Genomic DNA, 24,711 nt, shown 5'->3' on the forward strand with positions numbered 1-24,711 from the left:
AAGGAACAAGATAATGAGATCGTTCAAGCGTGTTGCTGTGTTGTGTGGCCTGAGTGTGCTGTTGGCGCCGGCAGCCTGGGCTGAAAGCTGGCAGGTGGCCAAGGACGAGGACGGCATCAAGGTGTCGCTCAGCGAAGTGCCGGGCTCGAAGTACAAGGCTTACCGTGGTGTAACGCTGATCAAGGCGCCGCTGGCCAAGGTCAGGGCGTTGCAGGAGGACGTAGCCGGGGCCTGTGCCTGGGTGCATGAATGCAAGTCGCAGAAACTGCTGAAGCATGAAGGTGATCAGAGCTGGACCTACACCCAGTTCAATACACCCTGGCCGGTGACTCCGCGTGACTCGGTATTGCATATCACCACAGTCCAGGGCAGCGATGGCAGCTTGACCCGCACGCTCGAGGAGCAGCCCAAGTACCTGCCGGAAGAAAGCGGCTACGTGCGTGTTGCCCAGGTGCAGGGTTTCTGGAAGTTGGTACCCCAGGGTGACAGTACCGAAGTGACCTATCAGGTACACACCGAGCCGGGAGGCAGCGTGCCGTCGTGGCTGGCCAACAAGTTCGTGGTGGATGCGCCGTTCAATACCCTCAAAGGGCTGCGCGAAAAAGCTGAAAGGCCCTGAGCAGCTTTCAGCGCTCAACTGTTTAGCGCTGGATCGCAACGAAAAAGGCCGCCCCGAGGGGCGGCCTTTTTTGCGTTCGGCTCAGAAGGCTTACTTGCGGTCCTTCAGCTCGACGATGTCGCGCTTTTCGTAGCCGGTGTACAGCTGGCGCGGGCGGCCGATCTTGTACGGGCTGGAGAGCATTTCCTTCCAGTGCGAGATCCAGCCCACGGTACGTGCCAGGGCGAAGATCACGGTGAACATGCTGGTCGGGATGCCGATGGCCTTGAGGATGATGCCCGAGTAGAAGTCCACGTTCGGGTACAGCGAGCGCTCGACGAAGTACGGATCGGTCAATGCGATCTCTTCCAGGCGCATGGCCAGTTCGAGTTGCGGATCGTTCTTGATGCCGAGTTCGCTGAGAACTTCGTCGCAGGTCTTCTTCATCACGGTGGCGCGCGGGTCGCGGTTCTTGTACACGCGGTGACCGAAGCCCATGAGCTTGAACGGATCGTTCTTGTCCTTGGCCTTGGCGATGTACTTGTCGATGTTCGAGACATCGCCAATTTCATCGAGCATGGTCAGTACGGCTTCGTTCGCACCGCCGTGGGCCGGGCCCCACAGTGCGGCGATACCGGCAGCGATACAGGCGAACGGGTTGGCACCCGAAGAACCTGCCAGGCGCACGGTGGAGGTGGAGGCATTCTGCTCGTGGTCGGCGTGGAGGATGAAGATCCGGTCCATGGCCTTGGCCAGCGTCGGGCTGATCGGTTTGATCTCGCACGGCGTGTTGAACATCATGTGCAGGAAGTTTTCCGCGTACGACAGGTCGTTGCGCGGGTACATCATGGGCTGGCCCATGGAGTACTTGTAAACCATCGCGGCCAGGGTCGGCATCTTGGCGACCAGGCGCACCGCGGAGATTTCGCGGTGTTGCGGGTTATTGATATCCAGCGAGTCGTGATAGAACGCCGACAGGGCGCCGACCACGCCGCACATCACCGCCATCGGGTGGGCGTCGCGACGGAAACCGTTGAAGAACGACTTCAGCTGTTCGTGAACCATGGTGTGGTTCTTGACGGTGCTGACGAACTGGGCCTTCTGCTCGGCATTCGGCAGTTCGCCGTTGAGCAGCAGGTAGCAGGTTTCGAGGTAGTCCGACTGTTCGGCCAGTTGCTCGATCGGGTAGCCGCGGTGCAGCAGCACGCCCTTGTCACCATCAATGTAGGTGATCTTCGACTCGCACGAAGCGGTCGCCATGAAGCCGGGGTCGAAGGTGAAGTGGCCGGATGCCCCCAACCCGCGGACGTCGATAACATCAGGACCAACGGTGCCGGTTAAAATGGGCAGCTCGACGGGGGCATTGCCCTCGATGACCAACTGCGCTTTTTTGTCAGCCATGTGGCCTCCTATTAATGCTTGAAATCATCAGACAGACCCCCCACGCAGGGCCCGCACCACTATAGAGGGATAAATTCGAATGTCAATTTGCCTAAAGGCTGGTTGAAACGCCCTCTGAGGCCTGATTTTTCACGAAATTCTCGCCCGTTTACGCCTTTTGTTCACTAAAGGCAATGCGCTATTCGGGCGAGTCCCTTGCGTTGTCATAAGCAGCCTAACTGTCTATACTCGGCAGCCGACTCCCAGAGGCTTTCAAGCCTGCCCTGCTGGGTGTCGTGCTCTCCTGGGTGGTGGGTACCTGACCAGTACACTTACCAACAACTTTGCCCTGTTCGCTAGGGGCTCTTCAGTGTGAAAAAAGCCGTGAAAAGCCAACGACCTGTAAACCTAGACCTAAGGACCATCAAACTCCCGATCACCGCATACACGTCCATTCTTCACCGTATTTCCGGCGTCATCCTGTTCCTCGGCATTGCCATCATGCTGTACGCATTGGGCAATTCGCTGGGTTCCGAGGAAGGCTTTGCCGAGGTGAAGGCGTGTCTGACCAGTCCGCTGGCCAAACTGGTGACCTGGGGCCTGCTGTCCGGCCTGCTGTACCACCTCGTCGCAGGTGTGCGCCACCTGATCATGGACATGGGTGTCGGTGAGACGCTGGAAGGCGGCAAGCTGGGCTCGAAAATCGTGATCGTCATCTCCGTGGTGCTGATCGTTCTGGCAGGAGTTTGGGTATGGTAACTAACGTCACGAACCTCTCGCGTTCGGGCCTCTACGACTGGATGGCGCAGCGCGTCTCGGCGGTCGTTCTCGCGGCTTATTTCATCTTCCTGATCGGCTACCTCGCCGTTCACCCAGGGATCGACTATGCCCAGTGGCACGGTCTGTTCACCAACAACGCGATGCGCATCTTCAGTCTGCTGGCACTCGTCGCTCTGGGCGCTCACGCCTGGGTCGGCATGTGGACCATTGCCACCGACTACCTGACGCCGATGGCGTTCGGCAAGTCGGCGACTGCGATCCGTTTCCTGTTCCAGGCTGTATGCGGCGTTGCGATGTTCGCGTACTTCGTCTGGGGTGTGCAGATTCTCTGGGGTATCTGATTCATGGCTAACATTCCAACCATTTCGTTCGACGCCATCATCATCGGTGGCGGCGGCGCAGGCATGCGCGCAGCGCTGCAACTGGCTCAAGGCGGCCACAAGACTGCCGTAGTCACCAAGGTGTTCCCGACCCGTTCGCACACCGTTTCCGCCCAGGGCGGCATCACCTGCGCCATCGCTTCGGCCGACCCGAACGACGACTGGCGCTGGCACATGTACGACACCGTCAAGGGCTCCGACTACATCGGTGACCAGGACGCGATCGAATACATGTGTCAGGAAGGCCCGGCTGCGGTCTTCGAGCTCGACCACATGGGTCTGCCGTTCTCGCGTACCGAAACCGGCCGCATCTACCAGCGTCCGTTCGGTGGCCAGTCCAAGGACTTCGGTAAAGGTGGCCAGGCCGCCCGTACCTGCGCAGCTTCCGACCGTACCGGTCACGCGCTGCTGCACACCCTGTACCAGGGCAACCTGAAAGCAGGCACCACCTTCCTTAATGAGTACTACGCCGTAGACCTGGTGAAGAACCAGGACGGCGCCTTCGTCGGTGTGATCGCGATCTGCATCGAAACCGGCGAAACCATGTACATCAAGTCCAAGGCCACCGTACTGGCCACGGGCGGTGCGGGCCGTATCTACGCCTCCACCACCAACGCCCTGATCAACACCGGTGACGGTATCGGCATGGCCCTGCGTGCCGGTGTGCCGGTGCAGGACATCGAGATGTGGCAGTTCCACCCGACCGGTATCGCCGGCGCCGGTGTACTGGTTACCGAAGGCTGCCGTGGTGAAGGTGGCTACCTGATCAACGCCCACGGCGAGCGCTTCATGGAGCGTTACGCGCCGAACGCGAAGGACCTGGCTGGCCGCGACGTGGTTGCCCGTTCCATGGTCAAAGAGATCATCGCCGGCAACGGCGTGGGCCCGAACAAGGACCACGTACTGCTGAAACTGGACCACCTGGGCGAGGAAGTGCTGCACAGCCGCCTGCCAGGTATCTGCGAACTGTCCAAGACCTTCGCCCACGTCGACCCTGTGGTCGCGCCGGTGCCGGTCATCCCGACCTGCCACTACATGATGGGTGGCGTTGCCACCAACATTCATGGCCAGGCCATCACCATGGACGCCGAAGGCAAGGACCACATCATTCCGGGCCTGTTCGCCGTAGGCGAAGTGGCGTGCGTATCGGTTCACGGTGCCAACCGCCTGGGCGGCAACTCGCTGCTCGACCTGGTGGTGTTCGGCCGTGCTGCCGGCCTGCACCTGGAAAAAGCCCTGAGCGATGGCGTCGAGTACCGCGATGCCAGCGACACTGACGTCGACGTTGCCCTGAACCGTCTGAGCAAGCTCAACGAGCGCACTACCGGTGAAGACGTTGCCAGCCTGAAGCGCGAGCTGCAGAGCTGCATGCAGAACTACTTCGGTGTATTCCGTACCGGCGAATACATGCAGAAGGGTATCGAGCAGTTGGCCGGTCTGCGTGACCGCATCGCCAACGTCAAGATCAACGACAAGTCCCAGGCCTTCAACACCGCGCGTATCGAAGCGCTGGAGCTGCAGAACCTGCTGGAAGTTGCCGAAGCTACCGCCATTGCGGCCGAAGCCCGTAAAGAGTCTCGCGGCGCGCACGCCCGTGAAGACTTCGAAGACCGTGACGACGAGAACTGGCTGTGCCACACCCTGTACTACCCGGGTGAGAAGCGCGTTGCCAAGCGTGGCGTCAACTTTGCGCCGAAGACCGTTCCGGCCTTCGAGCCAAAAATCCGGACTTACTAAGGGTGGCTGCTATGTTGAAAGTCGAAGTTTACCGCTACAACCCCGACACCGACTCGGCGCCCAAGATGGAGTCGTTCGACGTCGATACCGGCGGCAAGGACCTGATGGTTCTGGACGTGCTGGCACTGATCAAGGAAAAGGACGAGGGCTTCTCGTACCGTCGCTCCTGCCGTGAAGGCGTGTGCGGTTCCGATGGCATGAACATGAACGGCAAGAACGGCCTGGCCTGCATCACCCCGCTGTCGGGCGTGGTCAAGGGCAACAAGCTGGTGCTGCGTCCGCTGCCAGGCCTGCCGGTCATTCGTGACCTGGTGGTCGATATGAGCATCTTCTACAAGCAGTACGAGAAGGTGAAGCCATTCCTGCAGAACGACACCCCGGCTCCGGCCATCGAGCGTCTGCAGTCGCCGGAAGAGCGTGACAAGCTGGACGGTCTGTACGAGTGCATTCTGTGCGCCTGCTGCTCGACCTCCTGCCCATCGTTCTGGTGGAACCCGGACAAGTTCCTGGGCCCCGCCGCACTGCTGCAGGCCTACCGTTTCCTGGCCGACAGCCGCGACACCAAGACTCAGGAGCGCCTGGCGTCCCTGGATGACCCGTTCAGCGTATTCCGCTGCCGCGGGATCATGAACTGCGTGAACGTTTGCCCCAAGGGTCTGAACCCGACCAAGGCAATCGGCCACGTACGTAACATGCTGCTGCAAAGCGGCACCTGATTCAAAGCGTTGTACCTGCAGTAAGCCGAGGTGCGGGTGGTGAGCCCGCACTGAGGTAAAACTCGGGCAAGGGCCCACAAAGCCCGCGCCCATTACCTATGAAGATATGAGACCAGCAGGGGCTTTCCGGGCTGGTACCCGGAAAATCAGCAAGATCCAAGTGGCGTGGTTCAGTCGCTGTGTTCGGACTTTTCCAGGTTTGCTGTGGCTCTCGCCGATCAGTCCCCTAACCGAGGGTGACCAAGCATGCAAGAAAGCGTGATGCAGCGCATGTGGGATAGCGCCCACCTTTCAGGTGGTAACGCTGCATATGTGGAAGAGCTTTATGAGCTCTACCTGCACGACCCTAACGCTGTGCCAGAAGAGTGGCGCACTTACTTCCAGAAGTTGCCCGCCGACGGCAGCACCGCTACCGATGTATCGCACTCGACAATCCGCGACCATTTCGTACTGCTGGCAAAGAACCAGCGCCGCGCCCAACCGGTTTCCGCCGGGAGCGTGAGCAGTGAACACGAGAAGAAGCAGGTTGAAGTGCTGCGACTGATCCAGGCCTATCGTATGCGCGGCCATCAGGCTGCCAAGCTCGACCCGTTGGGGTTGTGGCAGCGTCCTGCGCCCGTAGACCTGTCGATCAATCACTACGGCTTGACCAATGCCGATCTTGATACGACCTTCCGTGCCGGCGACCTGTTCTTCGGCAAAGAGGAAGCGAGCCTACGCGAAATCTTCGAAGCGCTGCAGAAGACATATTGTCGCACCATTGGCGCCGAGTTCACCCACATCGTCGATTCCGAGCAGCGCAGCTGGTTCCAGCAGCGTCTGGAAAGCGTGCGTGGCCGTCCTGAATTCTCCGCCGACGTGCAGGCACACCTGCTCGAGCGCGTCACGGCCGGTGAGGGCCTGGAGAAGTACCTGGGCACCAAGTACCCAGGCACCAAGCGCTTCGGTCTGGAAGGCGGCGAAAGCCTGATCCCGATGCTCGACGAGATGATCCAGCGTTCCGGCTCGTACGGCACCAAGGAAGTCGTGATCGGCATGGCCCACCGTGGCCGCCTGAACGTGCTCGTCAACACCTTCGGCAAGAACCCGCGCGAGCTGTTCGACGAGTTTGAAGGCAAGAAGATGAACGAGCTGGGCTCCGGTGACGTGAAGTATCACCAGGGCTTCTCCTCCAACGTGATGACCCCGGGTGGCGAAGTCCACCTGGCCATGGCGTTCAACCCTTCCCACCTGGAAATCGTCTCGCCAGTGGTGGAAGGTTCTGTGCGTGCCCGTCAGGACCGTCGCAACGACACGGTCGGTGACAAGGTACTGCCGATCTCGATCCACGGTGACGCCGCATTCGCCGGCCAAGGCGTGGTGCTGGAAACCTTCCAGATGTCGCAGACCCGCGGTTTCAAGACCGGCGGTACCGTGCACATCGTGATCAACAACCAGGTTGGTTTCACCATCAGCAACCCGCTGGACTCGCGTTCCACCGAGTACTGCACCGACGTCGCCAAGATGATCCAGGCGCCGATCCTGCACGTGAACGGTGATGACCCGGAAGCCGTGCTGTTCGTGACCCAGCTGGCCATCGACTACCGCATGCAGTTCAAGCGTGACGTGGTCATCGACCTGGTCTGCTACCGTCGTCGCGGCCACAACGAGGCTGACGAGCCGAACGGCACCCAGCCGCTGATGTACCAGCAGATCACCAAGCAGCGCACCACCCGCGAGCTGTATGCCGATCAGTTGATCAGCGCCGGCCGTATCGACGCCGAGCGTGCTCAGGCCAAGATCGACGAATACCGCAACGCCCTGGACAACGGCCTGCACGTGGTGAAAAGCCTGGTCAAGGAGCCGAACCGCGAGCTGTTCGTCGACTGGCGTCCTTACCTGGGCCACGCCTGGACCGCGCGTCACGACACCCGTTTCGACCTCAAGACCCTGCAGGACCTGTCGGCCAAGCTGCTCGAGCTGCCGGAAGGTTTCGTTGTTCAGCGTCAGGTGTCGAAGATCTACGAAGACCGTCAGAAGATGCAGGCCGGTGGCTTGCCGATCAACTGGGGTTATGCAGAGACCATGGCCTACGCCACCCTGCAGTTCGAAGGTCACCCGATCCGCATGACCGGCCAGGACATCGGCCGTGGCACCTTCTCGCACCGTCACGCGGTGCTGCACAACCAGAAGGACGCCAGCACCTACGTACCGCTGCAGAACCTGTTCCCGGGCCAGCCGAAGTTCGAGCTGTACGACTCCTTCCTGTCGGAAGAAGCGGTACTGGCCTTCGAATACGGCTACTCGACCACCACGCCGAACGCGCTGGTGATCTGGGAAGCCCAGTTCGGCGACTTCGCCAACGGTGCGCAAGTGGTGATCGACCAGTTCATCACCAGCGGCGAGCACAAGTGGGGCCGCCTGTGCGGTCTGACCATGCTGCTGCCGCACGGTTATGAAGGGCAGGGCCCGGAGCACTCCTCCGCGCGTCTGGAGCGTTACCTGCAGCTGTGCGCCGAGCACAACATCCAGGTCTGCGTACCGACCACCCCGGCACAGATCTATCACCTGCTGCGTCGCCAGGTCATCCGTCCGCTGCGCAAGCCGCTGATCGTCCTGACGCCGAAGTCGCTGCTGCGCCACAAGCTGGCCATCTCGACCTTGGAAGACCTGGCAGAAGGCTCGTTCCAGACCGTGATCCCGGAAATCGACACCCTCGATCCGGCCAAGGTCGAACGCCTGATCCTGTGCAGCGGCAAGGTCTACTACGACCTGCTGGAAAAACGCCGTGCCGAAGGCCGCGAAGACATCGCCATCGTGCGTATCGAGCAGCTGTATCCGTTCCCTGAGGACGACCTGATCGAAATCCTCGCGCCTTACACCAACCTCAAGCATGCAGTGTGGTGTCAGGAAGAGCCGATGAACCAGGGCGCCTGGTACAGCAGCCAGCACCACATGCGCCGTATCCTGGGTCGCCACAACAAGGCACTGGTCCTGGAATACGCCGGCCGCGACGCTTCTGCCGCGCCAGCCTGTGGTTACGCTTCGAAGCACGCCGAACAGCAGGAAAAACTGCTGCAAGACGCCTTCACTGTCTAACGCCTTCGCGCACCTGAAACCGAATTTAAGGAAACACAGATAATGGCTATCGAGATCAAAGCCCCAACCTTCCCGGAATCGGTTGCCGATGGCACCGTTGCCACCTGGCACAAACAGCCGGGCGACGCCGTCAAGCGTGACGAGCTGATCGTCGACATCGAGACCGACAAGGTCGTCCTGGAAGTGCTGGCCACCGCCGACGGCGTGCTGGGCGCCATCGTCAAGGGCGAGGGCGACACCGTCCTGTCCGACGAAGTGCTGGGTTCGATCGTTGAAGGCGGCGCTGCTGCCGCTGCGCCTGCCGCCGCCGCTGCCCCGGCCGCTGCCCCGGCTGCCGCTGCCGCCGACGCTGGCGAAGACGACCCGGTCGCCGCTCCAGCCGCGCGCAAGCTGGCTGAAGAGAACGGCATCGACCTGGCTGCCGTTGCCGGCACCGGCAAAGGCGGTCGCATCACCAAGGAAGACGTGGTTGCAGCCGTTGCCAACAAGAAGTCGGCTCCTGCCGCAGCTCCTGCTGCCAAGCCTGCTGCCGCTGCCGCCGCTGTTGTAGTTGCCGCTGGCGACCGCACCGAGAAGCGCGTGCCGATGACCCGCCTGCGCGCCAAGATCGCCGAGCGTCTGGTCGAAGCCCAGTCGAACATGGCCATGCTGACCACCTTCAACGAAGTCGACATGACCGAAGTCATGGCCCTGCGTTCGAAGTACAAGGACCTGTTCGAGAAGACCCACAACGGCGTACGCCTGGGCTTCATGTCGTTCTTCGTCAAGGCCGCTACCGAAGCGCTGAAGCGCTTCCCGGCAGTCAACGCCTCGATCGACGGCAACGACATCGTCTACCACGGTTTTGCTGACGTCGGCGTTGCCGTCTCCAGCGACCGCGGCCTGGTGGTTCCGGTTCTGCGTAACGCCGAGTCGATGAGCCTGGCAGAAATCGAGAACGGCATCGCCACCTTCGGCAAGAAAGCCCGTGACGGCAAACTGTCGATCGAAGAGATGACCGGCGGTACCTTCACCATCACCAACGGTGGTACCTTCGGCTCGATGATGTCGACCCCGATCGTCAACCCGCCACAGGCTGCCATTCTCGGCATGCACAACATCATCCAGCGTCCGATGGCCATCAACGGCCAGGTGGTAATCCGCCCGATGATGTACCTGGCGCTGTCCTACGATCACCGCCTGATCGACGGCAAGGAAGCGGTAACCTTCCTGGTAACCATCAAGAACCTGCTGGAAGATCCGTCTCGCCTGCTGCTGGACATCTAATCGCGCAGCTGCAAGCCGCAAGCCGCACGCTTCAAGTAGAAGCCTGGCGGTCTTGCAGCTTGCAGCTTGCCGCTTGAAGCTAAAAAGGAATCTTTTATGACCCAGAAATTCGACGTAGTGGTGATTGGTGCAGGTCCTGGCGGCTATGTAGCTGCCATCAAGGCTGCCCAACTCGGTCTGAAGACTGCCTGTATCGAAAAGTACACCGACGCCGAGGGCAAGCTGGCCCTGGGCGGCACCTGCCTGAACGTAGGTTGCATTCCTTCCAAGGCGCTGCTGGACAGCTCCTGGAAGTACAAGGAAGCCAAAGAGAGCTTCAACGTCCACGGTATCTCCACTGGCGAAGTGAAGATGGACGTCGCTGCGATGGTTGGCCGCAAGGCCGGTATCGTCAAGAACCTGACCGGCGGTGTTGCCACCCTGTTCAAGGCCAACGGCGTTACTTCGATCCAGGGCCACGGCAAGCTGCTGGCTGGCAAGAAAGTCGAAGTCACCAAGGCTGACGGCACCACCGAAGTCATCGAAGCCGAGAACGTGATCCTGGCTTCCGGCTCGCGTCCGATCGACATTCCGCCGGCTCCGGTCGACCAGAACGTCATCGTCGACTCCACCGGCGCCCTGGAATTCCAGACCGTTCCGAAACGCCTGGGCGTTATCGGTGCTGGCGTGATCGGCCTGGAGCTGGGTTCGGTCTGGGCTCGCCTGGGTGCTGAAGTCACCGTACTGGAAGCCCTGGACACCTTCCTGATGGCTGCCGACACCGCCGTGTCGAAAGAAGCCCAGAAGACCCTGACCAAGCAAGGCCTGGACATCAAGCTGGGCGCTCGCGTGACCGGCTCGAAAGTCAACGGCAACGAAGTCGAAGTGACCTACACCAACGCCGAAGGCGAGCAGAAGATCACCTTCGACAAGCTGATCGTCGCGGTCGGCCGTCGTCCGGTGACCACCGACCTGCTGGCCGCCGACAGCGGCGTGACCATCGACGAGCGTGGCTACATCTTCGTCGACGATCACTGCGCCACCAGCGTACCGGGCGTATTCGCCATCGGTGACGTGGTTCGCGGCATGATGCTGGCCCACAAGGCCTCGGAAGAGGGCATCATGGTCGTCGAGCGCATCAAGGGCCATAAAGCCCAGATGAACTACGACCTGATCCCGTCGGTTATCTACACCCACCCGGAAATCGCGTGGGTCGGCAAGACCGAACAGGCGTTGAAAGCCGAAGGCGTTGAGGTTAACGTGGGCACCTTCCCGTTCGCGGCCAGCGGCCGTGCGATGGCAGCCAACGACACCGGTGGTTTCGTCAAGGTCATCGCCGATGCCAAGACCGACCGCGTACTGGGTGTGCACGTGATCGGCCCGTCCGCTGCCGAGCTGGTTCAGCAGGGCGCGATCGCAATGGAATTCGGCACCAGTGCCGAGGATCTGGGCATGATGGTCTTCAGCCATCCAACCCTGTCCGAAGCGCTGCATGAAGCAGCGCTGGCAGTGAATGGCGGTGCCATTCACGTCGCCAACCGTAAGAAGCGTTAATTATAAGAAACCACGGCGGGCTGCCCGTCGTGGGTCTTGCGTGCAAGACTCACCGCGGAACGTCCGCCGGACCGGATCACACGGGAAAACCCGGGGTCAACGGTCACAGGTGGTGCGGCGCCAGTAATGGCGCAGCGCCGAAGCGCAGTACCTAACGAAGACGGTAAAAAGCATGAATCTTCACGAGTATCAGGGTAAGCAGCTGTTCGCTGAATACGGCCTGCCAGTTTCCAAGGGTTTCGCAGTCGACACCCCTGAAGCTGCAGCAGAAGCCTGCGACAAGATCGGCGGTTCCGAGTGGGTTGTTAAGGCCCAGGTTCACGCGGGTGGTCGCGGTAAAGCGGGCGGCGTCAAGCTGGTTCGCAGCAAGGAAGACGCCAAGGCGTTCGCTGCCCAGTGGCTGGGCAAGCGTCTGGTGACCTACCAGACCGACGCCAACGGTCAGCCAGTGACCAAGATCCTGGTCGAATCCTGCACTGACATCGCCAAAGAGCTGTACCTGGGCGCTGTAGTCGATCGCTCGAGCCGCCGCATCGTGTTCATGGCTTCCACCGAAGGTGGCGTGGACATCGAGAAGGTCGCTCACGAAACTCCTGAGAAGATCATCAAGGCGACTATCGATCCGCTGGTCGGCGCTCAGCCGTTCCAGGGTCGTGAACTGGCCTTCCAGCTGGGTCTGGAAGGCAAGCAAGTTGCACAGTTCGCCAAGATTTTCGTAGGCCTGGCCAAGCTGTTCAAAGAACACGACCTGGCCCTGCTGGAAGTCAACCCGCTGGTCATCAAGGCCGACGGCGACCTGCACTGCCTGGATGCGAAGATCAATATCGACGCAAACGCCATGTACCGTCAGCCTAAGCTGAAAACCTTCCACGACCCGTCCCAGGACGATCCTCGTGAAGCCCACGCAGCCAGCTTCGAGCTGAACTACGTCGCGCTGGAAGGCAACATCGGCTGCATGGTCAACGGTGCCGGCCTGGCCATGGGTACCATGGACATCGTCAACCTGCACGGCGGCAAACCAGCCAACTTCCTCGACGTTGGCGGCGGTGCCACCAAAGAGCGCGTTACCGAAGCGTTCAAGATCATTCTGTCCGACAGCAATGTCGCGGCCGTTCTGGTCAACATCTTCGGCGGCATCGTTCGCTGCGACATGATTGCCGAAGGCATCATCGGTGCAGTGAAAGAAGTCGGCGTTAAAGTTCCGGTCGTCGTTCGCCTCGAAGGCAACAACGCTGAACTGGGCGCTAAAGTACTGGCAGAAAGCGGTTTGAACATCATTGCGGCAACCAGCCTGACCGACGCTGCTCAACAAGTTGTAAAAGCTGCGGAGGGCAAGTAATGAGCGTCCTGATCAATAAAGACACCAAAGTCATCTGCCAGGGCTTCACCGGCTCGCAGGGTACTTTCCACTCCGAACAGGCCATCGCCTACGGCACCAAGATGGTCGGCGGCGTAACCCCAGGCAAGGGTGGCACCACCCACCTGGGCCTGCCGGTGTTCAACACCGTCAAGGAAGCCGTACAAGCTACCGGCGCTGACGCTTCGGTGATCTACGTTCCGGCTCCGTTCTGCAAAGACTCGATCCTGGAAGCTGCCTTCGGCGGCATCAAGCTGATCGTCTGCATCACCGAGGGTATCCCTACCCTCGACATGCTGGACGCCAAGGTCAAGTGCGACGAGCTGGGCGTTACCCTGATCGGCCCTAACTGCCCAGGTGTCATCACTCCGGGCGAGTGCAAGATCGGCATCATGCCAGGCCACATCCACCTGCCAGGCAAGGTCGGTATCGTGTCGCGTTCCGGCACCCTGACCTACGAAGCTGTCAAGCAGACCACCGACGCCGGTTTCGGCCAGTCGACCTGCGTCGGCATCGGCGGTGACCCGATCCCAGGCTCCAACTTCATCGACATCCTGAAGCTGTTCCAGGAAGACCCGAAGACCGAAGCGATCGTCATGATCGGTGAGATCGGCGGTTCGGCTGAAGAAGAAGCCGCGGCCTACATCAAGGCTCACGTGACCAAGCCAGTGGTTTCCTACATCGCTGGTGTGACCGCTCCTGCGGGCAAGCGTATGGGCCACGCTGGCGCCATCATTTCCGGCGGCAAGGGCACTGCGGACGAGAAATTCGCCGCGCTGCAGGACGCTGGTGTGAAGACCGTGCGTTCCCTGGCTGACATCGGCAAGGCCCTGGCCGAGCTGACTGGCTGGGAAGCCAAGAAGTAAGTAACACGTAGTACCCCCCACGCGCACAAAGGCCACCCTCGGGTGGCCTTTGTCGTTTCTGGGTGGGACGTTTGCTCGGCATCCTGAAGACCCTCTGGGCGTATTACAGTCATTACCAAGGCGATGCCGATTGCGCTGATCGGTTTCATAGGTTTTTTCGCACAGACAACGCGCTAGATGCCTGACAAAATTTCTGCCGTCACAGAGTCATCCAGACGACAAACACATACGCACATCGGACAAGCAGCACCGTTGCAGTGCGTTTAGTGGGTAAAACGGTTACCCTACGCGTTCACTCTGTGCCCGTGCCCCAAAAGGGAACGACACGCTAAACGGGTCTGGCTCATCAAGCCGGGCAACATTTCCCTCATTCATGGGGAAATTCCCTCACGAACCCCGATTTCAGCAGTGTGGTACTACCTTAAATGAAAGTGTTAAAAGGCCAGGATATCCTGGCGCTTGGCTTTATGACGTTTGCGCTTTTTGTTGGCGCCGGCAATATCATCTTCCCGCCCATCGTTGGCTTGCAGTCCGGTCCACACGTGTGGATGGCGGCACTGGGCTTCCTTGTCACCGCGGTAGGCCTGCCGGTCATCACCGTGGTCGCCCTGGCCAAGGTCGGTGGCGGCATGGACGCCCTGAGCAGCCCGATCGGCAAGTTCTTCGGTGGCCTGCTGGCGGCCGTGTGCTACCTCTCGGTCGGCCCGCTGTTCGCCACCCCGCGCACCGCGACCGTCTCGTTCGAGGTGGGCGTGGCCCCGCTGACCGGTGAAAGCCCGCTGGCGTTGTTCATCTACAGCCTGGTGTATTTCCTCGTGGTGCTGGCTGTGTCGATGTATCCGGGCAAGCTGCTCGATACCGTCGGCCGCTTCCTCGCCCCGCTGAAGATCATCGCCCTGGCCGCCCTCGGCATTGCCGCGTTCATGCTGCCGGCAGGCACCATCGGTGAAGCACAGCCGCAATACGTTGCCGCGCCGTTTTCCCAGGGCTTCATCAACGGCTACCTGACCATGGACACCCTCGGTGCGCTGGTCTTCGGCATCGTCATCGTCAATGCCATCCGTTCGCGCGGCGTGGACTCGCCGAAGCTGATCACCCGCTACGCCATCATCGCCGGCCTGATCGCCGGTGTGGGCCTGGCGCTGGTGTACATCAGCCTGTTCCGCCTGGGCGCGGGCAGCCATGAAATCGCCGCCGGCGCCACCAACGGTGCGGCCGTTCTGCATGCCTATGTGCAGCACACCTTCGGCTCCCTGGGCAGCGGCTTCCTCGCCGTGCTGATCGCCCTGGCCTGCCTGGTGACCGCGGTTGGCCTGACCTGCGCCTGCGCCGAGTACTTCAGCCAGATCCTGCCGCTGTCGTACCGCGCCCTGGTGGTTATCCTGGCGGGCTTCTCGCTGCTGATCTCCAACCTCGGCCTGACCAAGCTGATCATGTTCTCGATCCCGGTACTCACCGCGATCTACCCGCCGTGCATCGTGGTGGTGGGCCTGAGCTTCGTCAAAGAGCTGTGGAACTCGCCGGTGCGCATCCTGGCACCGGTGATGCTGGTGTCGCTGCTGTTCGGCATGGTCGATGCGATCAAGGGCAGCAGCCTGGCGCACATGCTGCCGGACGCCATGGCCCACCTGCCGCTGAGCGAGCAGGGCCTGGCCTGGCTGGTGCCTTCGGTGGTCACCCTCGGCGTTGCCGTGGCCTGTGACCGCATGCTCGGCAAGCCGCGCGAAGTGCTGGCCTGATGCGTTGAAGCCTGAGGGCTGGCACCGGCCACAAGCCAACAGGGTGCCAGCCGCAGGTGAAAACCGAAAACCCCGCTGCCTGTGAAGGCGCGGGGTTTTTTATTGCCTGTCCCTACACTATCGCGGGGCAAGCCCGCTCCCACGTTTGCGTCACAGTCCCGGAGCGTGGGAGCGGGCTTGCCCGCGATTTTTTGCCTGCCGCGTGCCTTTTGCCGAATCCAGGCGTCGAAAGCCGGTCTACCTCTTTTCTGTGCGGGTATCTGCATGAGCTTCATCCAAAACAACCTCGGCAATCTGCTGGCCGTGTGCTGGTTCGCCATCTGTTGGGGCGGTTACACCCGCTATGCGCTATGGAAGGGCCGCGACACGGCATGCCTGGCCAGCGTGCTGCACTTGTACCGCGAAGACTGGATGCGCCGCATGCTGCTGCGCGACAACCGCATCGCCGACGCCAGCGTGATTGGCAACCTGGAGCGCAATGCATCGTTCTTTGCTTCCAGTACCCTGATCATTCTCGCCGGCATCCTCACCGTGCTCGGTGCCTCGGACCGGGCGCTGTCGTTGTTGGCCGACCTGCCGCTGGTACAGCAGGCCTCCCAGGGGATGTCGGAGATCAAGCTGTTGTGCCTGGCGATGGTGTTCGTCTACGCCTTCTTCACCTTCAGCTGGTGCATGCGCCAGTACAACTTCGCTGCGGTGCTGGTGGGGTCGGCACCGATGATCGGCGAGCGCCAGGTGAGTGAACTGGAGCGCAATGCCTTCGCGTCGCGAGCGGCGCGGGTGTTATCCCTGGCGGCCAACCAGTTCAACCTCGGACTGCGTTCCTACTACTTCGGCATGGCCATGTTGAGCTGGTTCATCAGCCCGTGGCTGTTCATGGTCATGAGTGTCGGGGTGGTGTTCATTCTTTATCGCCGCGAGTTCCACTCCCACGTGCTTGAAGTGATGGTGTTCACGCCCACTCAAAGTGCAGCGGTAGAGGCGGGCAAGGAAACTTCGGTAATCAACAACTGAAGCGTTTCATCTAGAATCAACAGGCACAAAAAAACCCGACATTGTCGGGTTTTTTTGTTTTGGCCAATTACTGCTTGGCAGGCTCGCTCGGCGCTGGGGCAGCCGGAGTAGCCGGGGCAGCTTCTTCGGCGGCTTTCTGTTGCGCTTCGGCCTGATCTTTGGCGGCTTCGGCGTTTTCCTTGGCGGCTTCGTTCATCTTATCCTGAGCTTCGCCCATCTTTTCCTGGGCTTGCTCGGCGTGTTGCTGTGCGTCCTGGGCTTTGTCTTCGCTCGCTTTATCGCAAGCAGCCAGGCCCATGGCAGCGGCCAGCATCAGAGCAAAAGCAAAAGGTTTACGCATGGGGTGTCTCTCCTGGGTGGAATAACTTTACTTGTTCCTAAGAGTTCACCGCGGGCGGATAAGTTCCACGAATGTTAAAGATATATAACTGCCTGGCCTATATAGACTTTTCACTGATTTTATGCAGCGAGGGTGTATGAACGATACGCCATTGATGGCCATGGCCGAGCGATTTCTCTCGGCCTTGAAACACTGCCAGCTATTGCAGATGCGCGTGCAGCATGCCGATGCCCAAGGCATGACCCTGGTGCTGCCCTGGTCGCCGGCGATTGTCGGCAATCCGCAGAACGGCGCGGTGCATGGCGGTGCGCTGACCACGCTGATGGACACCACCTGCGGCATGGCGACTTTATGTGCGCTGCCGCGTTTCGAGGTGTGCCCAACGCTGGACCTGCGCATCGACTACATGCACCCGGCCGAAGCCGGCAAGGACATCTATGGCCATGCCCAGTGCTACCGAGTCACCCGCGACGTGATCTTTACCCGTGGCAGTGCCTACCAGGACGACCCGTCGCAGCCGATCTGCCAGGTGGTCGGCACCTTCATGCGCCTGGGCCAGGACATCAAGGGCGGCATCCGCTTCGGCAACAGCCTCAAGGAGCCACGCCAATGATCCCCGCAGGCACTCGCCAGCAGTTGAATGAAGCCCATGCCCGTGGCGATTACCGCCCGTTGCTGGCGTTGATTCCCTATGCGGGGCTGATCGGCATCGAGTGCGAGCGCCAGGGCGACGACCTGTTGTTCCGCCTGCCCGCCTGCGAGAACAACATCGGCAACCCGCTACTGCCGGCCATCCACGGTGGCGTCATCGCCGGCTTCATGGAGCTGTCTGCGGCGCTGTACCTGCTGATCTACAGCGAAAGCGCGAGCATCCCGAAAATCATCGATTTTTCCATCGACTACCTGCGTGCCGGGCACTACCGCGACACTTTCGCCCAGTGCCAGCTGTGGCGCCAGGGCCGGCGTGTGACCAACGTCGCCATCACCGCCTGGCAGGCCGACCGTGACACGCCAATCGCCACCGCCCGTGCGCACTTCAAGATCGAACCCGAGAAACCGCTCGAATAGCCCCTTGAAATGGTCGGGCAAGCCCCCATCTGCTGAACATCCGCCAAGAAATGCAGGCCCACGGGGTCGCCAGGCGTCACCTACCAACAGATTGGAGTTTGAAGACGATGAGTGTGGAGACTCAAAAAGAAACCCTGGGCTTCCAGACCGAGGTCAAGCAACTGCTGCACCTCATGATTCATTCCCTGTATTCGAACAAGGAAATCTTCCTCCGCGAGCTGATTTCCAACGCCTCCGACGCTGCCGACAAGCTGCGCTTCGAAGCCCTGGCCAAGCCTGAACTGCTCGAGGGCGACGCTGACCTTAAGATCCGCGTGAGCTTCGACAAGGCCGCCAACACCGTGACCCTCGAGGACAACGGTATCGGCATGAGCCGCGAAGACGTCATCGCGCACCTGGGTACCATCGCCAAGTCTGGCACTGCCGACTTCATGAAGAACCTCACCGGTGACCAGAAGAAAGACTCGCACCTGATCGGTCAGTTCGGCGTGGGCTTCTACTCGGCATTCATCGTCGCCGACAAAGTCGACGTATTCAGCCGCCGTGCCGGCCTGCCGGCCGCCGAAGGCGTGCACTGGTCGTCCAAGGGCGAGGGCGAGTTCGAAGTCGCCACTGTCGACAAGCCGCAGCGCGGCACCCGCATCGTCCTGCACCTGAAAAGTGGTGAAGACGAGTTCGCCGATGGCTGGCGCCTGCGCAACATCGTCAAGAAGTACTCCGACCATATCGCCCTGCCGATCGAGCTGCCCAAGGAGCAGGCCGAAGCCGCCGAGGGTGAAGAGCAACCGGCGCAGGAATGGGAAACCGTCAACCGCGCCAGCGCCCTGTGGACCCGTTCGCGCACCGAGGTGAAAGACGAGGAATACCAGGAGTTCTACAAGCACATCGGCCATGACTTCGAGAACCCGCTGGCCTGGAGCCACAACAAGGTCGAAGGCAAGCTCGAGTACAGCTCGCTGCTGTACGTGCCGGGCCGCGCACCGTTCGACCTGTACCAGCGCGAAGCGCCACGCGGCCTGAAGCTCTATGTACAGCGCGTGTTCATCATGGACCAGGCCGAGTCGTTCCTGCCGCTGTACCTGCGTTTCATCAAAGGCGTGGTCGATTCCAACGACCTGTCGCTGAACGTCTCCCGCGAGATCCTGCAGAAGGATCCGATCATCGATTCGATGAAGACCGCGCTGACCAAGCGCGTGCTGGACATGCTGGAGAAGCTGGCCAAGAACGAACCCGAGCAGTACAAGGGCTTCTGGAAGAACTTTGGCCAGGTGCTGAAGGAAGGCCCGGCCGAAGACTTCGCCAACAAAGAGAAGATCGCCGGCCTGCTGCGCTTTGCCTCGACCCACGATGACAGTGGCGAGCAGAGCGTCGCCCTGGCTGACTACCTGGCTCGCGCCAAGGAAGGCCAGGACAAGATCTACTTCCTCACCGGCGAATCCTACGCCCAGGTCAAGAACAGCCCGCACCTGGAAGTCTTCCGTAAGAAAGGCATCGAAGTGCTGCTGCTCACCGACCGTATCGACGAGTGGCTGATGAGCTACCTCAGCGAGTTCGAAGGCAAGGCTTTCGTCGATGTCGCCCGTGGCGACCTGGACCTGGGCAAGCTGGACTCCGAAGAGGACAAGAAAGCCCAGGAAGAAGTGGCCAAGGACAAAGAAGGCCTGGTCGAGCGCCTCAAGGGCGCGCTGGGTGACAGCGTTGCCGAAGTGCGTGTTTCGCACCGCCTGACCGACTCGCCGGCGATCCTCGCCATCGGCGAGCAGGACCTGGGCCTGCAGATGCGCCAGATCCTCGAGGCCAGCGGGCAGAAGGTGCCGGATTCCAAGCCGATCTTCGAGTTCAACCCAAGCCACCCGCTGATCGAGAAGCTCGATGGCGAGCAGAGCGAAGACCGCTTCGCCGAGCTGTCGCACATCCTGTTCGACCAGGCGGCACTGGCGGCCGGTGACAGCCTGAAGGACCCGGCGGCTTATGTCCGACGCCTCAACAAGCTGCTGGTCGAGCTGTCTGCTTGAGTTGATGCACAGAAAAGCCCGCTTCGGCGGGCTTTTTTATTCATGCGTAAATACCCAACCGTGGGAGCGGCGGTGCGCCGATGCGACTTGCCCCGCGAAAAGAGTGAAAGGGTCTAGAATTCGCACAACCGTGAATGCCAAGGAGTGTTGAATGAGCAAGGTCATCGTCGAGTCGCTGGTTTATCACCTGTCGGGCAAGACCTATGAAAGCCGCCTGGTCTATGCCCCCGGCGCACTGCCGCAGCCGGGCCTGGTGATGGCGCCGAACTGGATGGGGATTGGCGAAGGTGCCGAGCGCATCGCCAAGGAAGTGGCGGAGCAGGGCTATGTGGTGTTGATTGCCGACCTTTATGGGCAATCGGTGCGGCCGTCCAATGCCGATGAAGCCGGGGCGGCGATGATGCCGCTGAAGAACGATCGCGCCGAGCTGCGCAAGCGCATGCAGGAAGCCCTGGCGCAGTTGCTGGGCCAGTCCAAGGCCCTGCTGGAGCCGGGCAAGGTGGCTACCTTCGGCTTCTGCTTCGGTGGTTGCTGCGCCTTGGAACTGGCGCGCACCGGTGCCGATCTGAAGGCGGCCGTGTCGTTCCACGGCACGCTGGATACGCCGAACCCGGCGGACGCCAAGCGCATCAAAGGCGCTGTGCTGGTGCTGCACGGTGCATCCGACCCACTGGTGCCGAAAGAACAGTTGCCGGCCTTCGAAGACGAGATGAATGCCGCCAAGGTCGACTGGCAGTTGCTCAGCTACGGCGGTGCGGTGCACTCGTTCACCGACCCGAATGCCAATGTGCCGGGCAAGATGCAGTACGACCGACGCACGTCGGAGCGGGCATTCCGCTCGATGCATAACCTGCTCAGCGAAGTGTTCCGCGGTTGAATGTAAAAGGGGCTGCTGCGCAGCCCTTCGCGGGTAAACCCGCTCCCACAGGGATCTCGTGACCTTCTGTGGGAGCGGGTTTACCCGCGAAGGGCCGCAAAGCGGCCCCGCATCAACGCGGCAATTCGATCCGTCCGTTTTCCCCAGGCACCACCGGCCAATCTCCCGCCGCCCAGCGCGCTCGCGCTTGCTCGATCAACTCCGGGTCACTGGCCACGAAATTCCAGTTCATCCGCCGCGGCCCATCCAGTGGTTCGCCGCCAATCAGCACCAACTGGCATTCTTCCTCGGCATACAGCGTCACCTCTTCCCCTTCCTGCAGCACGATCATGCTGCAGACCTCGACCTGCTCGCCGTTCATGAACAGCTCACCGTCCAGCAGATACAGTGCCCGCTGGGCATGTTCGTCGGGCACCACCAGCGTCGTTGCCGATTGCATGTGCACGTGGGCATACAGGGTAGGGGAGAGCACCGGCACTGGCGACTCCAGGCAAAAACCATTGCCGGCGATCATGCGGATCTGCACCCCAAGGCTGTCACTGACTGGCAGGCTCGCCGCCGGATGATGGCTGTAGCTCGGCATGCCCTGTTCGTGCTGGCGGGGCGACGCCAGCCACACCTGCAGCCCGTGCAGCCGTGAACCCTTGGCCAGCAGATCGGCAGGTGTGCGCTCGACATGGGCCACGCCGCCTCGCGCTGTCATCCAGCTCACATCCCCTGGCCGCACACGTTGGTCCGAGCCAAGGCTGTCCTTGTGCTGAATCTCGCCCTCGAACAGGTAGGTAAGGGTCGACAGGCCGATATGCGGATGCTGGCGGATATCCATGCCGCTGCCCGGGGCGTAGTCGGTCTCGAGCATATGGTCGAAGAACACGAATGGCCCGACGCTGCGGCATTGGGCCGAGGGCAGCGGGCGCAGGATCGGCTGGCCCTCGACCGATTCAGCGCGGGGGCGGATGACCAAGGGGCTGCTCATGGGGATACTCCGGAGTGGGCAGGGGAACTGCCCCAAGCATAGCGGTTCGCGGGCTGGCGCTGAACCGCCGAAGCGGCCGGTCGGTCTACCCTTTCCATACCTCGCAAAGGAGGCGACGATGATCGCGCGCATCCTCGCCGGCCTGCTGCTCTACGGATGCCTGTATCCGTCGGCCCAGGCCCGCGACTATCGTTACAGCGATGCCCACCTGCACTACGTGGACTTCTTCCAGGAAACCGAGGGCATGCCGGCGCTGCTCAAGGCCATGGACGCGGCCGGGGTCGAGCAGTCGATGATTTCTGGTATCCCGGTGGCCAAGAAATGGCATGAGGATGAGCCCAAGCGCCCGCGTTACTACGCGGGCGATGATGCCGACGCCTATTGGTACAGCGCCACCGACCTGTACGTGGCCGCGGCGCTGGCAAAGCTGCTGCCTGCGCAACGGCGGCGTTTCCACCCGTTCCTCACCGGTTTCAACCCGGTGGACAAGAACGCCGTCAGCCACATCGAACGCATGCTCGAGTTGTATCCGGGGCTGTGGCAGGGCATCGGCGAAGTGTTTACCCGCCACGATGACCTCACTGCGTTGACCAGCGGCGATACGCCACGGGCCAACAACGAGGCCATGACCCGCATCTACCACCTGGCCGCCGAGCGCGACCTGCCGGTACTGCTGCATTCCAACATCACGTCCAAGCGCGAGCGCAACCCACTGTACCTGGCCGAAATCGAGGAGCCTCTGCGTAACCACCCGCATACCCGGTTCATCTGGGCCCATGCGGGCAGCAGCCTGGAAATTCACCGGCACCAGACGCAGATGGATTTTCTTTTGCCGGTACTGACCCGGCTGCTCGAGGATTATCCCAATCTGTACGTCGACCTGTCCTGGAGCGTGCTCGAACCTTACTTGCTGGATGCCGAAGGCGTGCCTCGCCAAGCCTGGCTGCAGCTGGTAGAGCGCTTCCCTGAGCGGTTCATGCTTGGCTCTGACCTGGTGGGGCGCTTCGACAGCCTTGGCGAGCAGCTTCATGGTTTCAAGCCGTTTCTCGATGCCCTGCCGGAGGCGGTCGCGAACAAGGTGGCACGCGACAATTTCCTTGCCGTGCTACCCAAGGCGGCAAAGCAGGACAAGTAGCGTTTTGATATCGCGTTTTTGTCTTACGCAAATTTCGAGCCGCCCGATACCTTCTTTAAGCGACGGAACAATACCTTTGGGAGGGATCCTGAAATGAGCCTCAGACGCTTGAATATCGCCCCGCGCGCCGGGATCGGCTTTGGCATCATGGCCTTGCTGGTGGTGGCGCTGGGCGGTTTCGCCCTGCAACAGATGACCAACATGCGTCAGCAGGCCGAGCAGGTGGACGACAACTGGCTGCCCAGCATCATCTCGGTGGGCAGCATGACCCAGGACATGCTGCGCATTCGCGCGCTCACCCTGCGCCTGCTGGTCAACACCGACAGTACGGCGCAGCAGCAGAACCGTGCCCGCATCGAGGAGATCAAGGCCGGCCTGAGCAAGGCCCAGCAGCGCTATGAGGCGCTGATCGTGCTGCCGGAGGAGCGCACCCTGTTCGACCGCTACCTGGGCCTCGAACGCCAGTACATGACCTTGCAGGGCCAGGTGGTGCAGTTGGCCAGCGATGGCCGCATCGAAGCGGCTGCGGCGCTGGTCAATGGCGAGATCAACCAGATCGCCGATCAGATGACGGCCAGCCTCAACGAATTGATCGCGCTGAACACTCACCATGCCGGGCTGGCCACCAGCACGGCCGAGTCGGTCTACAGTGCCGCGCGGATCTGGGTCATGGGGCTGCTGTTGGTGGCCCTGACGTTGACCGTGGTGCTGGCCATGGCCCTGACCCGCAGCATCGTGCGCCCGCTCGGGCAGTCGCTGAAAGTGGCCGAAACGGTTGCCACCGGCGACCTGACGCCGCAGATTGCCGTGCAGGGCGACGACGAGCCGGCGCGCTTGCTGGCGGCGCTCAAAAGCATGCAGCAGAGCCTGCGCGAGACCATCGGGCGGATTTCCGACTCGGCCAGTCAGTTAGCGTCGGCCTCCGAAGAGCTCAGCGCGGTGACCGAGGATGCCACCCGCGGCCTGCAGCAGCAGAGCCTGGAGATCGAACAGGCGGCCACGGCGGTCAACCAGATGACCGCGGCGGTGGAGGAGGTGGCGAGCAATGCCGTGGCCACCTCGGAGGCTTCTGCCGAGTCCGACCGCATCGCCCGCCAGGGCCGCGAACAGGTGCAGGCCACGGTCACCGCCATTGAGGCGCTGGCCAGCGGCGTTGCCGGCAATGCCGAAGAGGTCGGCCAATTGGCCCAGCAGGTGCACGATATCAGCAAGGTGCTGGAGGTGATCGGGTCGATCGCCGAGCAGACCAACCTGCTGGCGCTCAACGCTGCCATCGAGGCTGCACGGGCCGGCGAGGCCGGGCGCGGGTTTGCCGTGGTGGCCGACGAAGTGCGGGCGCTGGCCCATCGCACCCAGGCTTCGACCCGCGAGATCGAGCAGATGATCGTGGCTATCCAGGGCGGTGCCGAACGTGCCGTACAGGGCATGCAGCAAAGTGATGCGCGGGCCCGCTCGACCCTCGATGGCGCCCATGCCGCTGGTGCGGCGCTGGAAGCGATTGCCGGGGCCATCGGCCAGATCAACGAGCGCAACCTGGTGATCGCCAGTGCGTCGGAGCAGCAGGCCCAGGTAGCGCGGGAGGTGGACCGTAACCTGACCACCATTCGCGACCTGGCGCATCAGTCTTCAGCCGGCGCCGAGCAAACCTCGGCGGCGAGCCAGTCGCTATCGCGGCTGGCGGTGGACTTGAACACCCTGGTGCAGCGGTTTTCCGTTTAAAGGCTGGACCCTTGTAGGAGCGGCCTTGAACTGGTCAAGTAATTTTGGACACCGATTAAGGTTCATACCGCTGCCTTGAGCTTTTCCTCCATGGCTACTGGCGTTTCATAGCCGTTGTAGCTGTGGAGGCGCTTGAG

Annotated in this window: 21 protein-coding genes; 18 read left to right on the plus strand and 3 right to left on the minus strand. The window is 61.5% G+C overall.

The genetic code is table 11. The annotated features are described in order from the left end of the window. Window positions 1–13 precede the first annotated feature (13 nt). Window positions 14–619, plus strand: a complete 606-nt coding sequence (locus ABE459_RS00945) for an START domain-containing protein (protein ID WP_323828215.1) — start codon at window positions 14–16, stop codon at window positions 617–619. A gap of 90 nt (window positions 620–709) precedes the next feature. Here the strand turns inward: ABE459_RS00945 and gltA are convergent, their stop codons facing one another. Then, window positions 710–1,999 carry a citrate synthase gene (gene gltA, locus ABE459_RS00950; RefSeq protein ID WP_110993995.1) on the minus strand — a complete coding sequence of 430 codons (1,290 nt, stop codon included), beginning with the start codon at window positions 1,997–1,999 and terminating at the stop codon, window positions 710–712. Between the two features lie 351 nt (window positions 2,000–2,350). Between gltA and sdhC the strand changes: the two genes are divergently transcribed. The 11 genes from sdhC (at window position 2,351) to ABE459_RS01005 (ending at window position 16,444) form a co-directional block, all read left to right on the plus strand. Further along, window positions 2,351–2,737: a succinate dehydrogenase, cytochrome b556 subunit gene (gene sdhC, locus ABE459_RS00955; protein ID WP_110993994.1), complete on the plus strand. Its 387-nt coding sequence runs from the start codon at window positions 2,351–2,353 to the stop codon at window positions 2,735–2,737. Next, window positions 2,731–3,099, plus strand: coding sequence for a succinate dehydrogenase, hydrophobic membrane anchor protein (gene sdhD, locus ABE459_RS00960; protein WP_110993993.1), 369 nt, complete (start codon window positions 2,731–2,733; stop codon window positions 3,097–3,099). Before sdhC ends, sdhD begins: the two co-directional genes overlap by 7 nt. A gap of 3 nt (window positions 3,100–3,102) precedes the next feature. Next, entirely contained in the window at window positions 3,103–4,875 is a 1,773-nt protein-coding gene (gene sdhA / locus ABE459_RS00965; protein ID WP_110993992.1) for a succinate dehydrogenase flavoprotein subunit, read from the plus strand. 11 nt (window positions 4,876–4,886) lie between these two features. After that, window positions 4,887–5,591 (plus strand): succinate dehydrogenase iron-sulfur subunit, encoded by a 705-nt coding sequence (locus tag ABE459_RS00970; protein ID WP_008091906.1) that lies wholly within the window; start codon window positions 4,887–4,889, stop codon window positions 5,589–5,591. 246 nt (window positions 5,592–5,837) lie between these two features. Further along, window positions 5,838–8,669: a 2-oxoglutarate dehydrogenase E1 component gene (locus ABE459_RS00975; RefSeq protein ID WP_110993991.1), complete on the plus strand. Its 2,832-nt coding sequence runs from the start codon at window positions 5,838–5,840 to the stop codon at window positions 8,667–8,669. 42 nt (window positions 8,670–8,711) lie between these two features. Beyond that, a complete protein-coding gene (gene odhB / locus ABE459_RS00980; RefSeq protein ID WP_125464890.1) occupies window positions 8,712–9,935 on the plus strand; it encodes a 2-oxoglutarate dehydrogenase complex dihydrolipoyllysine-residue succinyltransferase in 1,224 nt (407 codons plus the stop codon). Between the two features lie 96 nt (window positions 9,936–10,031). Next, entirely contained in the window at window positions 10,032–11,468 is a 1,437-nt protein-coding gene (gene lpdA / locus ABE459_RS00985; protein WP_012273351.1) for a dihydrolipoyl dehydrogenase, read from the plus strand. A gap of 172 nt (window positions 11,469–11,640) precedes the next feature. Beyond that, window positions 11,641–12,807 carry an ADP-forming succinate--CoA ligase subunit beta gene (gene sucC, locus ABE459_RS00990; protein WP_008091914.1) on the plus strand — a complete coding sequence of 389 codons (1,167 nt, stop codon included), beginning with the start codon at window positions 11,641–11,643 and terminating at the stop codon, window positions 12,805–12,807. Continuing rightward, a complete protein-coding gene (sucD, locus tag ABE459_RS00995) occupies window positions 12,807–13,691 on the plus strand; it encodes a succinate--CoA ligase subunit alpha (protein ID WP_110993989.1) in 885 nt (294 codons plus the stop codon). The genes sucC and sucD overlap by 1 nt, the downstream gene beginning before the upstream one ends. Before the next feature lie 425 nt (window positions 13,692–14,116). Next, window positions 14,117–15,430, plus strand: a complete 1,314-nt coding sequence (gene brnQ / locus ABE459_RS01000; protein WP_125464889.1) for a branched-chain amino acid transport system II carrier protein — start codon at window positions 14,117–14,119, stop codon at window positions 15,428–15,430. A 264-nt stretch (window positions 15,431–15,694) separates the two neighbouring features. After that, the gene (locus ABE459_RS01005; protein ID WP_258642566.1) at window positions 15,695–16,444 is read left to right on the plus strand and encodes a DUF599 family protein; all 750 of its coding nucleotides are present in this window, start codon (window positions 15,695–15,697) and stop codon (window positions 16,442–16,444) included. A gap of 67 nt (window positions 16,445–16,511) precedes the next feature. On the opposite strand, the gene ABE459_RS01010 is transcribed toward ABE459_RS01005, so the two are convergent. Then, window positions 16,512–16,784: a hypothetical protein gene (locus ABE459_RS01010; protein WP_125464887.1), complete on the minus strand. Its 273-nt coding sequence runs from the start codon at window positions 16,782–16,784 to the stop codon at window positions 16,512–16,514. A 136-nt stretch (window positions 16,785–16,920) separates the two neighbouring features. On the opposite strand from ABE459_RS01010, the gene ABE459_RS01015 reads away from it, so the two are divergent. The 4 genes from ABE459_RS01015 to ABE459_RS01030 all read left to right on the plus strand — a co-directional run bounded on the left by ABE459_RS01015 (window position 16,921) and on the right by ABE459_RS01030 (window position 20,744). Then, entirely contained in the window at window positions 16,921–17,397 is a 477-nt protein-coding gene (locus ABE459_RS01015; RefSeq protein ID WP_125859461.1) for a PaaI family thioesterase, read from the plus strand. Then, the gene (locus tag ABE459_RS01020) at window positions 17,394–17,852 is read left to right on the plus strand and encodes a PaaI family thioesterase (RefSeq protein ID WP_110993984.1); all 459 of its coding nucleotides are present in this window, start codon (window positions 17,394–17,396) and stop codon (window positions 17,850–17,852) included. The genes ABE459_RS01015 and ABE459_RS01020 overlap by 4 nt, the downstream gene beginning before the upstream one ends. 107 nt (window positions 17,853–17,959) lie before the next feature. After that, window positions 17,960–19,867 carry a molecular chaperone HtpG gene (gene htpG, locus ABE459_RS01025; RefSeq protein WP_125464885.1) on the plus strand — a complete coding sequence of 636 codons (1,908 nt, stop codon included), beginning with the start codon at window positions 17,960–17,962 and terminating at the stop codon, window positions 19,865–19,867. A gap of 151 nt (window positions 19,868–20,018) precedes the next feature. Beyond that, the gene (locus ABE459_RS01030) at window positions 20,019–20,744 is read left to right on the plus strand and encodes a dienelactone hydrolase family protein (RefSeq protein WP_323828204.1); all 726 of its coding nucleotides are present in this window, start codon (window positions 20,019–20,021) and stop codon (window positions 20,742–20,744) included. Between the two features lie 112 nt (window positions 20,745–20,856). On the opposite strand, the gene ABE459_RS01035 is transcribed toward ABE459_RS01030, so the two are convergent. Continuing rightward, complete coding sequence (locus ABE459_RS01035) at window positions 20,857–21,720, minus strand: pirin family protein (RefSeq protein ID WP_323828202.1); 864 nt, start codon at window positions 21,718–21,720, stop codon at window positions 20,857–20,859. 118 nt (window positions 21,721–21,838) lie between these two features. Here ABE459_RS01035 and ABE459_RS01040 point away from each other — a divergent pair, with 118 nt between their 5' ends. Both ABE459_RS01040 and ABE459_RS01045 read left to right on the plus strand, forming a co-directional pair. After that, complete coding sequence (locus ABE459_RS01040; protein ID WP_258642558.1) at window positions 21,839–22,855, plus strand: amidohydrolase; 1,017 nt, start codon at window positions 21,839–21,841, stop codon at window positions 22,853–22,855. Window positions 22,856–22,948: 93 nt separating this feature from the next. Beyond that, entirely contained in the window at window positions 22,949–24,574 is a 1,626-nt protein-coding gene (locus ABE459_RS01045; RefSeq protein ID WP_323828199.1) for a methyl-accepting chemotaxis protein, read from the plus strand. Window positions 24,575–24,711 lie beyond the last annotated feature (137 nt).

This window comes from Pseudomonas sp. TWI923 (assembly GCF_039673365.1).
Classification (GTDB): domain Bacteria; phylum Pseudomonadota; class Gammaproteobacteria; order Pseudomonadales; family Pseudomonadaceae; genus Aquipseudomonas; species Aquipseudomonas sichuanensis.

Excerpts from the sequence above, each read along its gene's own strand:
- ABE459_RS00945 (WP_323828215.1), top strand. The coding sequence starts at position 14 with ATGAGATCGTTCAAGCGTGTTGCTGTGTTGTGTGGCCTGAGTGTGCTG.
- ABE459_RS01040 (WP_258642558.1), top strand. The coding sequence starts at position 21,839 with ATGATCGCGCGCATCCTCGCCGGCCTGCTGCTCTACGGATGCCTGTAT.
- gltA (WP_110993995.1), bottom strand. The coding sequence starts at position 1,999 with ATGGCTGACAAAAAAGCGCAGTTGGTCATCGAGGGCAATGCCCCCGTC.
- sucC (WP_008091914.1), top strand. The coding sequence starts at position 11,641 with ATGAATCTTCACGAGTATCAGGGTAAGCAGCTGTTCGCTGAATACGGC.
- lpdA (WP_012273351.1), top strand. The coding sequence starts at position 10,032 with ATGACCCAGAAATTCGACGTAGTGGTGATTGGTGCAGGTCCTGGCGGC.
- ABE459_RS01005 (WP_258642566.1), top strand. The coding sequence starts at position 15,695 with ATGAGCTTCATCCAAAACAACCTCGGCAATCTGCTGGCCGTGTGCTGG.
- ABE459_RS01020 (WP_110993984.1), top strand. The coding sequence starts at position 17,394 with ATGATCCCCGCAGGCACTCGCCAGCAGTTGAATGAAGCCCATGCCCGT.
- ABE459_RS00975 (WP_110993991.1), top strand. The coding sequence starts at position 5,838 with ATGCAAGAAAGCGTGATGCAGCGCATGTGGGATAGCGCCCACCTTTCA.
- ABE459_RS01010 (WP_125464887.1), bottom strand. The coding sequence starts at position 16,784 with ATGCGTAAACCTTTTGCTTTTGCTCTGATGCTGGCCGCTGCCATGGGC.
- odhB (WP_125464890.1), top strand. The coding sequence starts at position 8,712 with ATGGCTATCGAGATCAAAGCCCCAACCTTCCCGGAATCGGTTGCCGAT.
- brnQ (WP_125464889.1), top strand. The coding sequence starts at position 14,117 with ATGAAAGTGTTAAAAGGCCAGGATATCCTGGCGCTTGGCTTTATGACG.
- ABE459_RS00970 (WP_008091906.1), top strand. The coding sequence starts at position 4,887 with ATGTTGAAAGTCGAAGTTTACCGCTACAACCCCGACACCGACTCGGCG.
- sdhD (WP_110993993.1), top strand. The coding sequence starts at position 2,731 with ATGGTAACTAACGTCACGAACCTCTCGCGTTCGGGCCTCTACGACTGG.
- htpG (WP_125464885.1), top strand. The coding sequence starts at position 17,960 with ATGAGTGTGGAGACTCAAAAAGAAACCCTGGGCTTCCAGACCGAGGTC.
- ABE459_RS01015 (WP_125859461.1), top strand. The coding sequence starts at position 16,921 with ATGAACGATACGCCATTGATGGCCATGGCCGAGCGATTTCTCTCGGCC.
- sucD (WP_110993989.1), top strand. The coding sequence starts at position 12,807 with ATGAGCGTCCTGATCAATAAAGACACCAAAGTCATCTGCCAGGGCTTC.
- sdhA (WP_110993992.1), top strand. The coding sequence starts at position 3,103 with ATGGCTAACATTCCAACCATTTCGTTCGACGCCATCATCATCGGTGGC.
- ABE459_RS01030 (WP_323828204.1), top strand. The coding sequence starts at position 20,019 with ATGAGCAAGGTCATCGTCGAGTCGCTGGTTTATCACCTGTCGGGCAAG.
- ABE459_RS01045 (WP_323828199.1), top strand. The coding sequence starts at position 22,949 with ATGAGCCTCAGACGCTTGAATATCGCCCCGCGCGCCGGGATCGGCTTT.
- ABE459_RS01035 (WP_323828202.1), bottom strand. The coding sequence starts at position 21,720 with ATGAGCAGCCCCTTGGTCATCCGCCCCCGCGCTGAATCGGTCGAGGGC.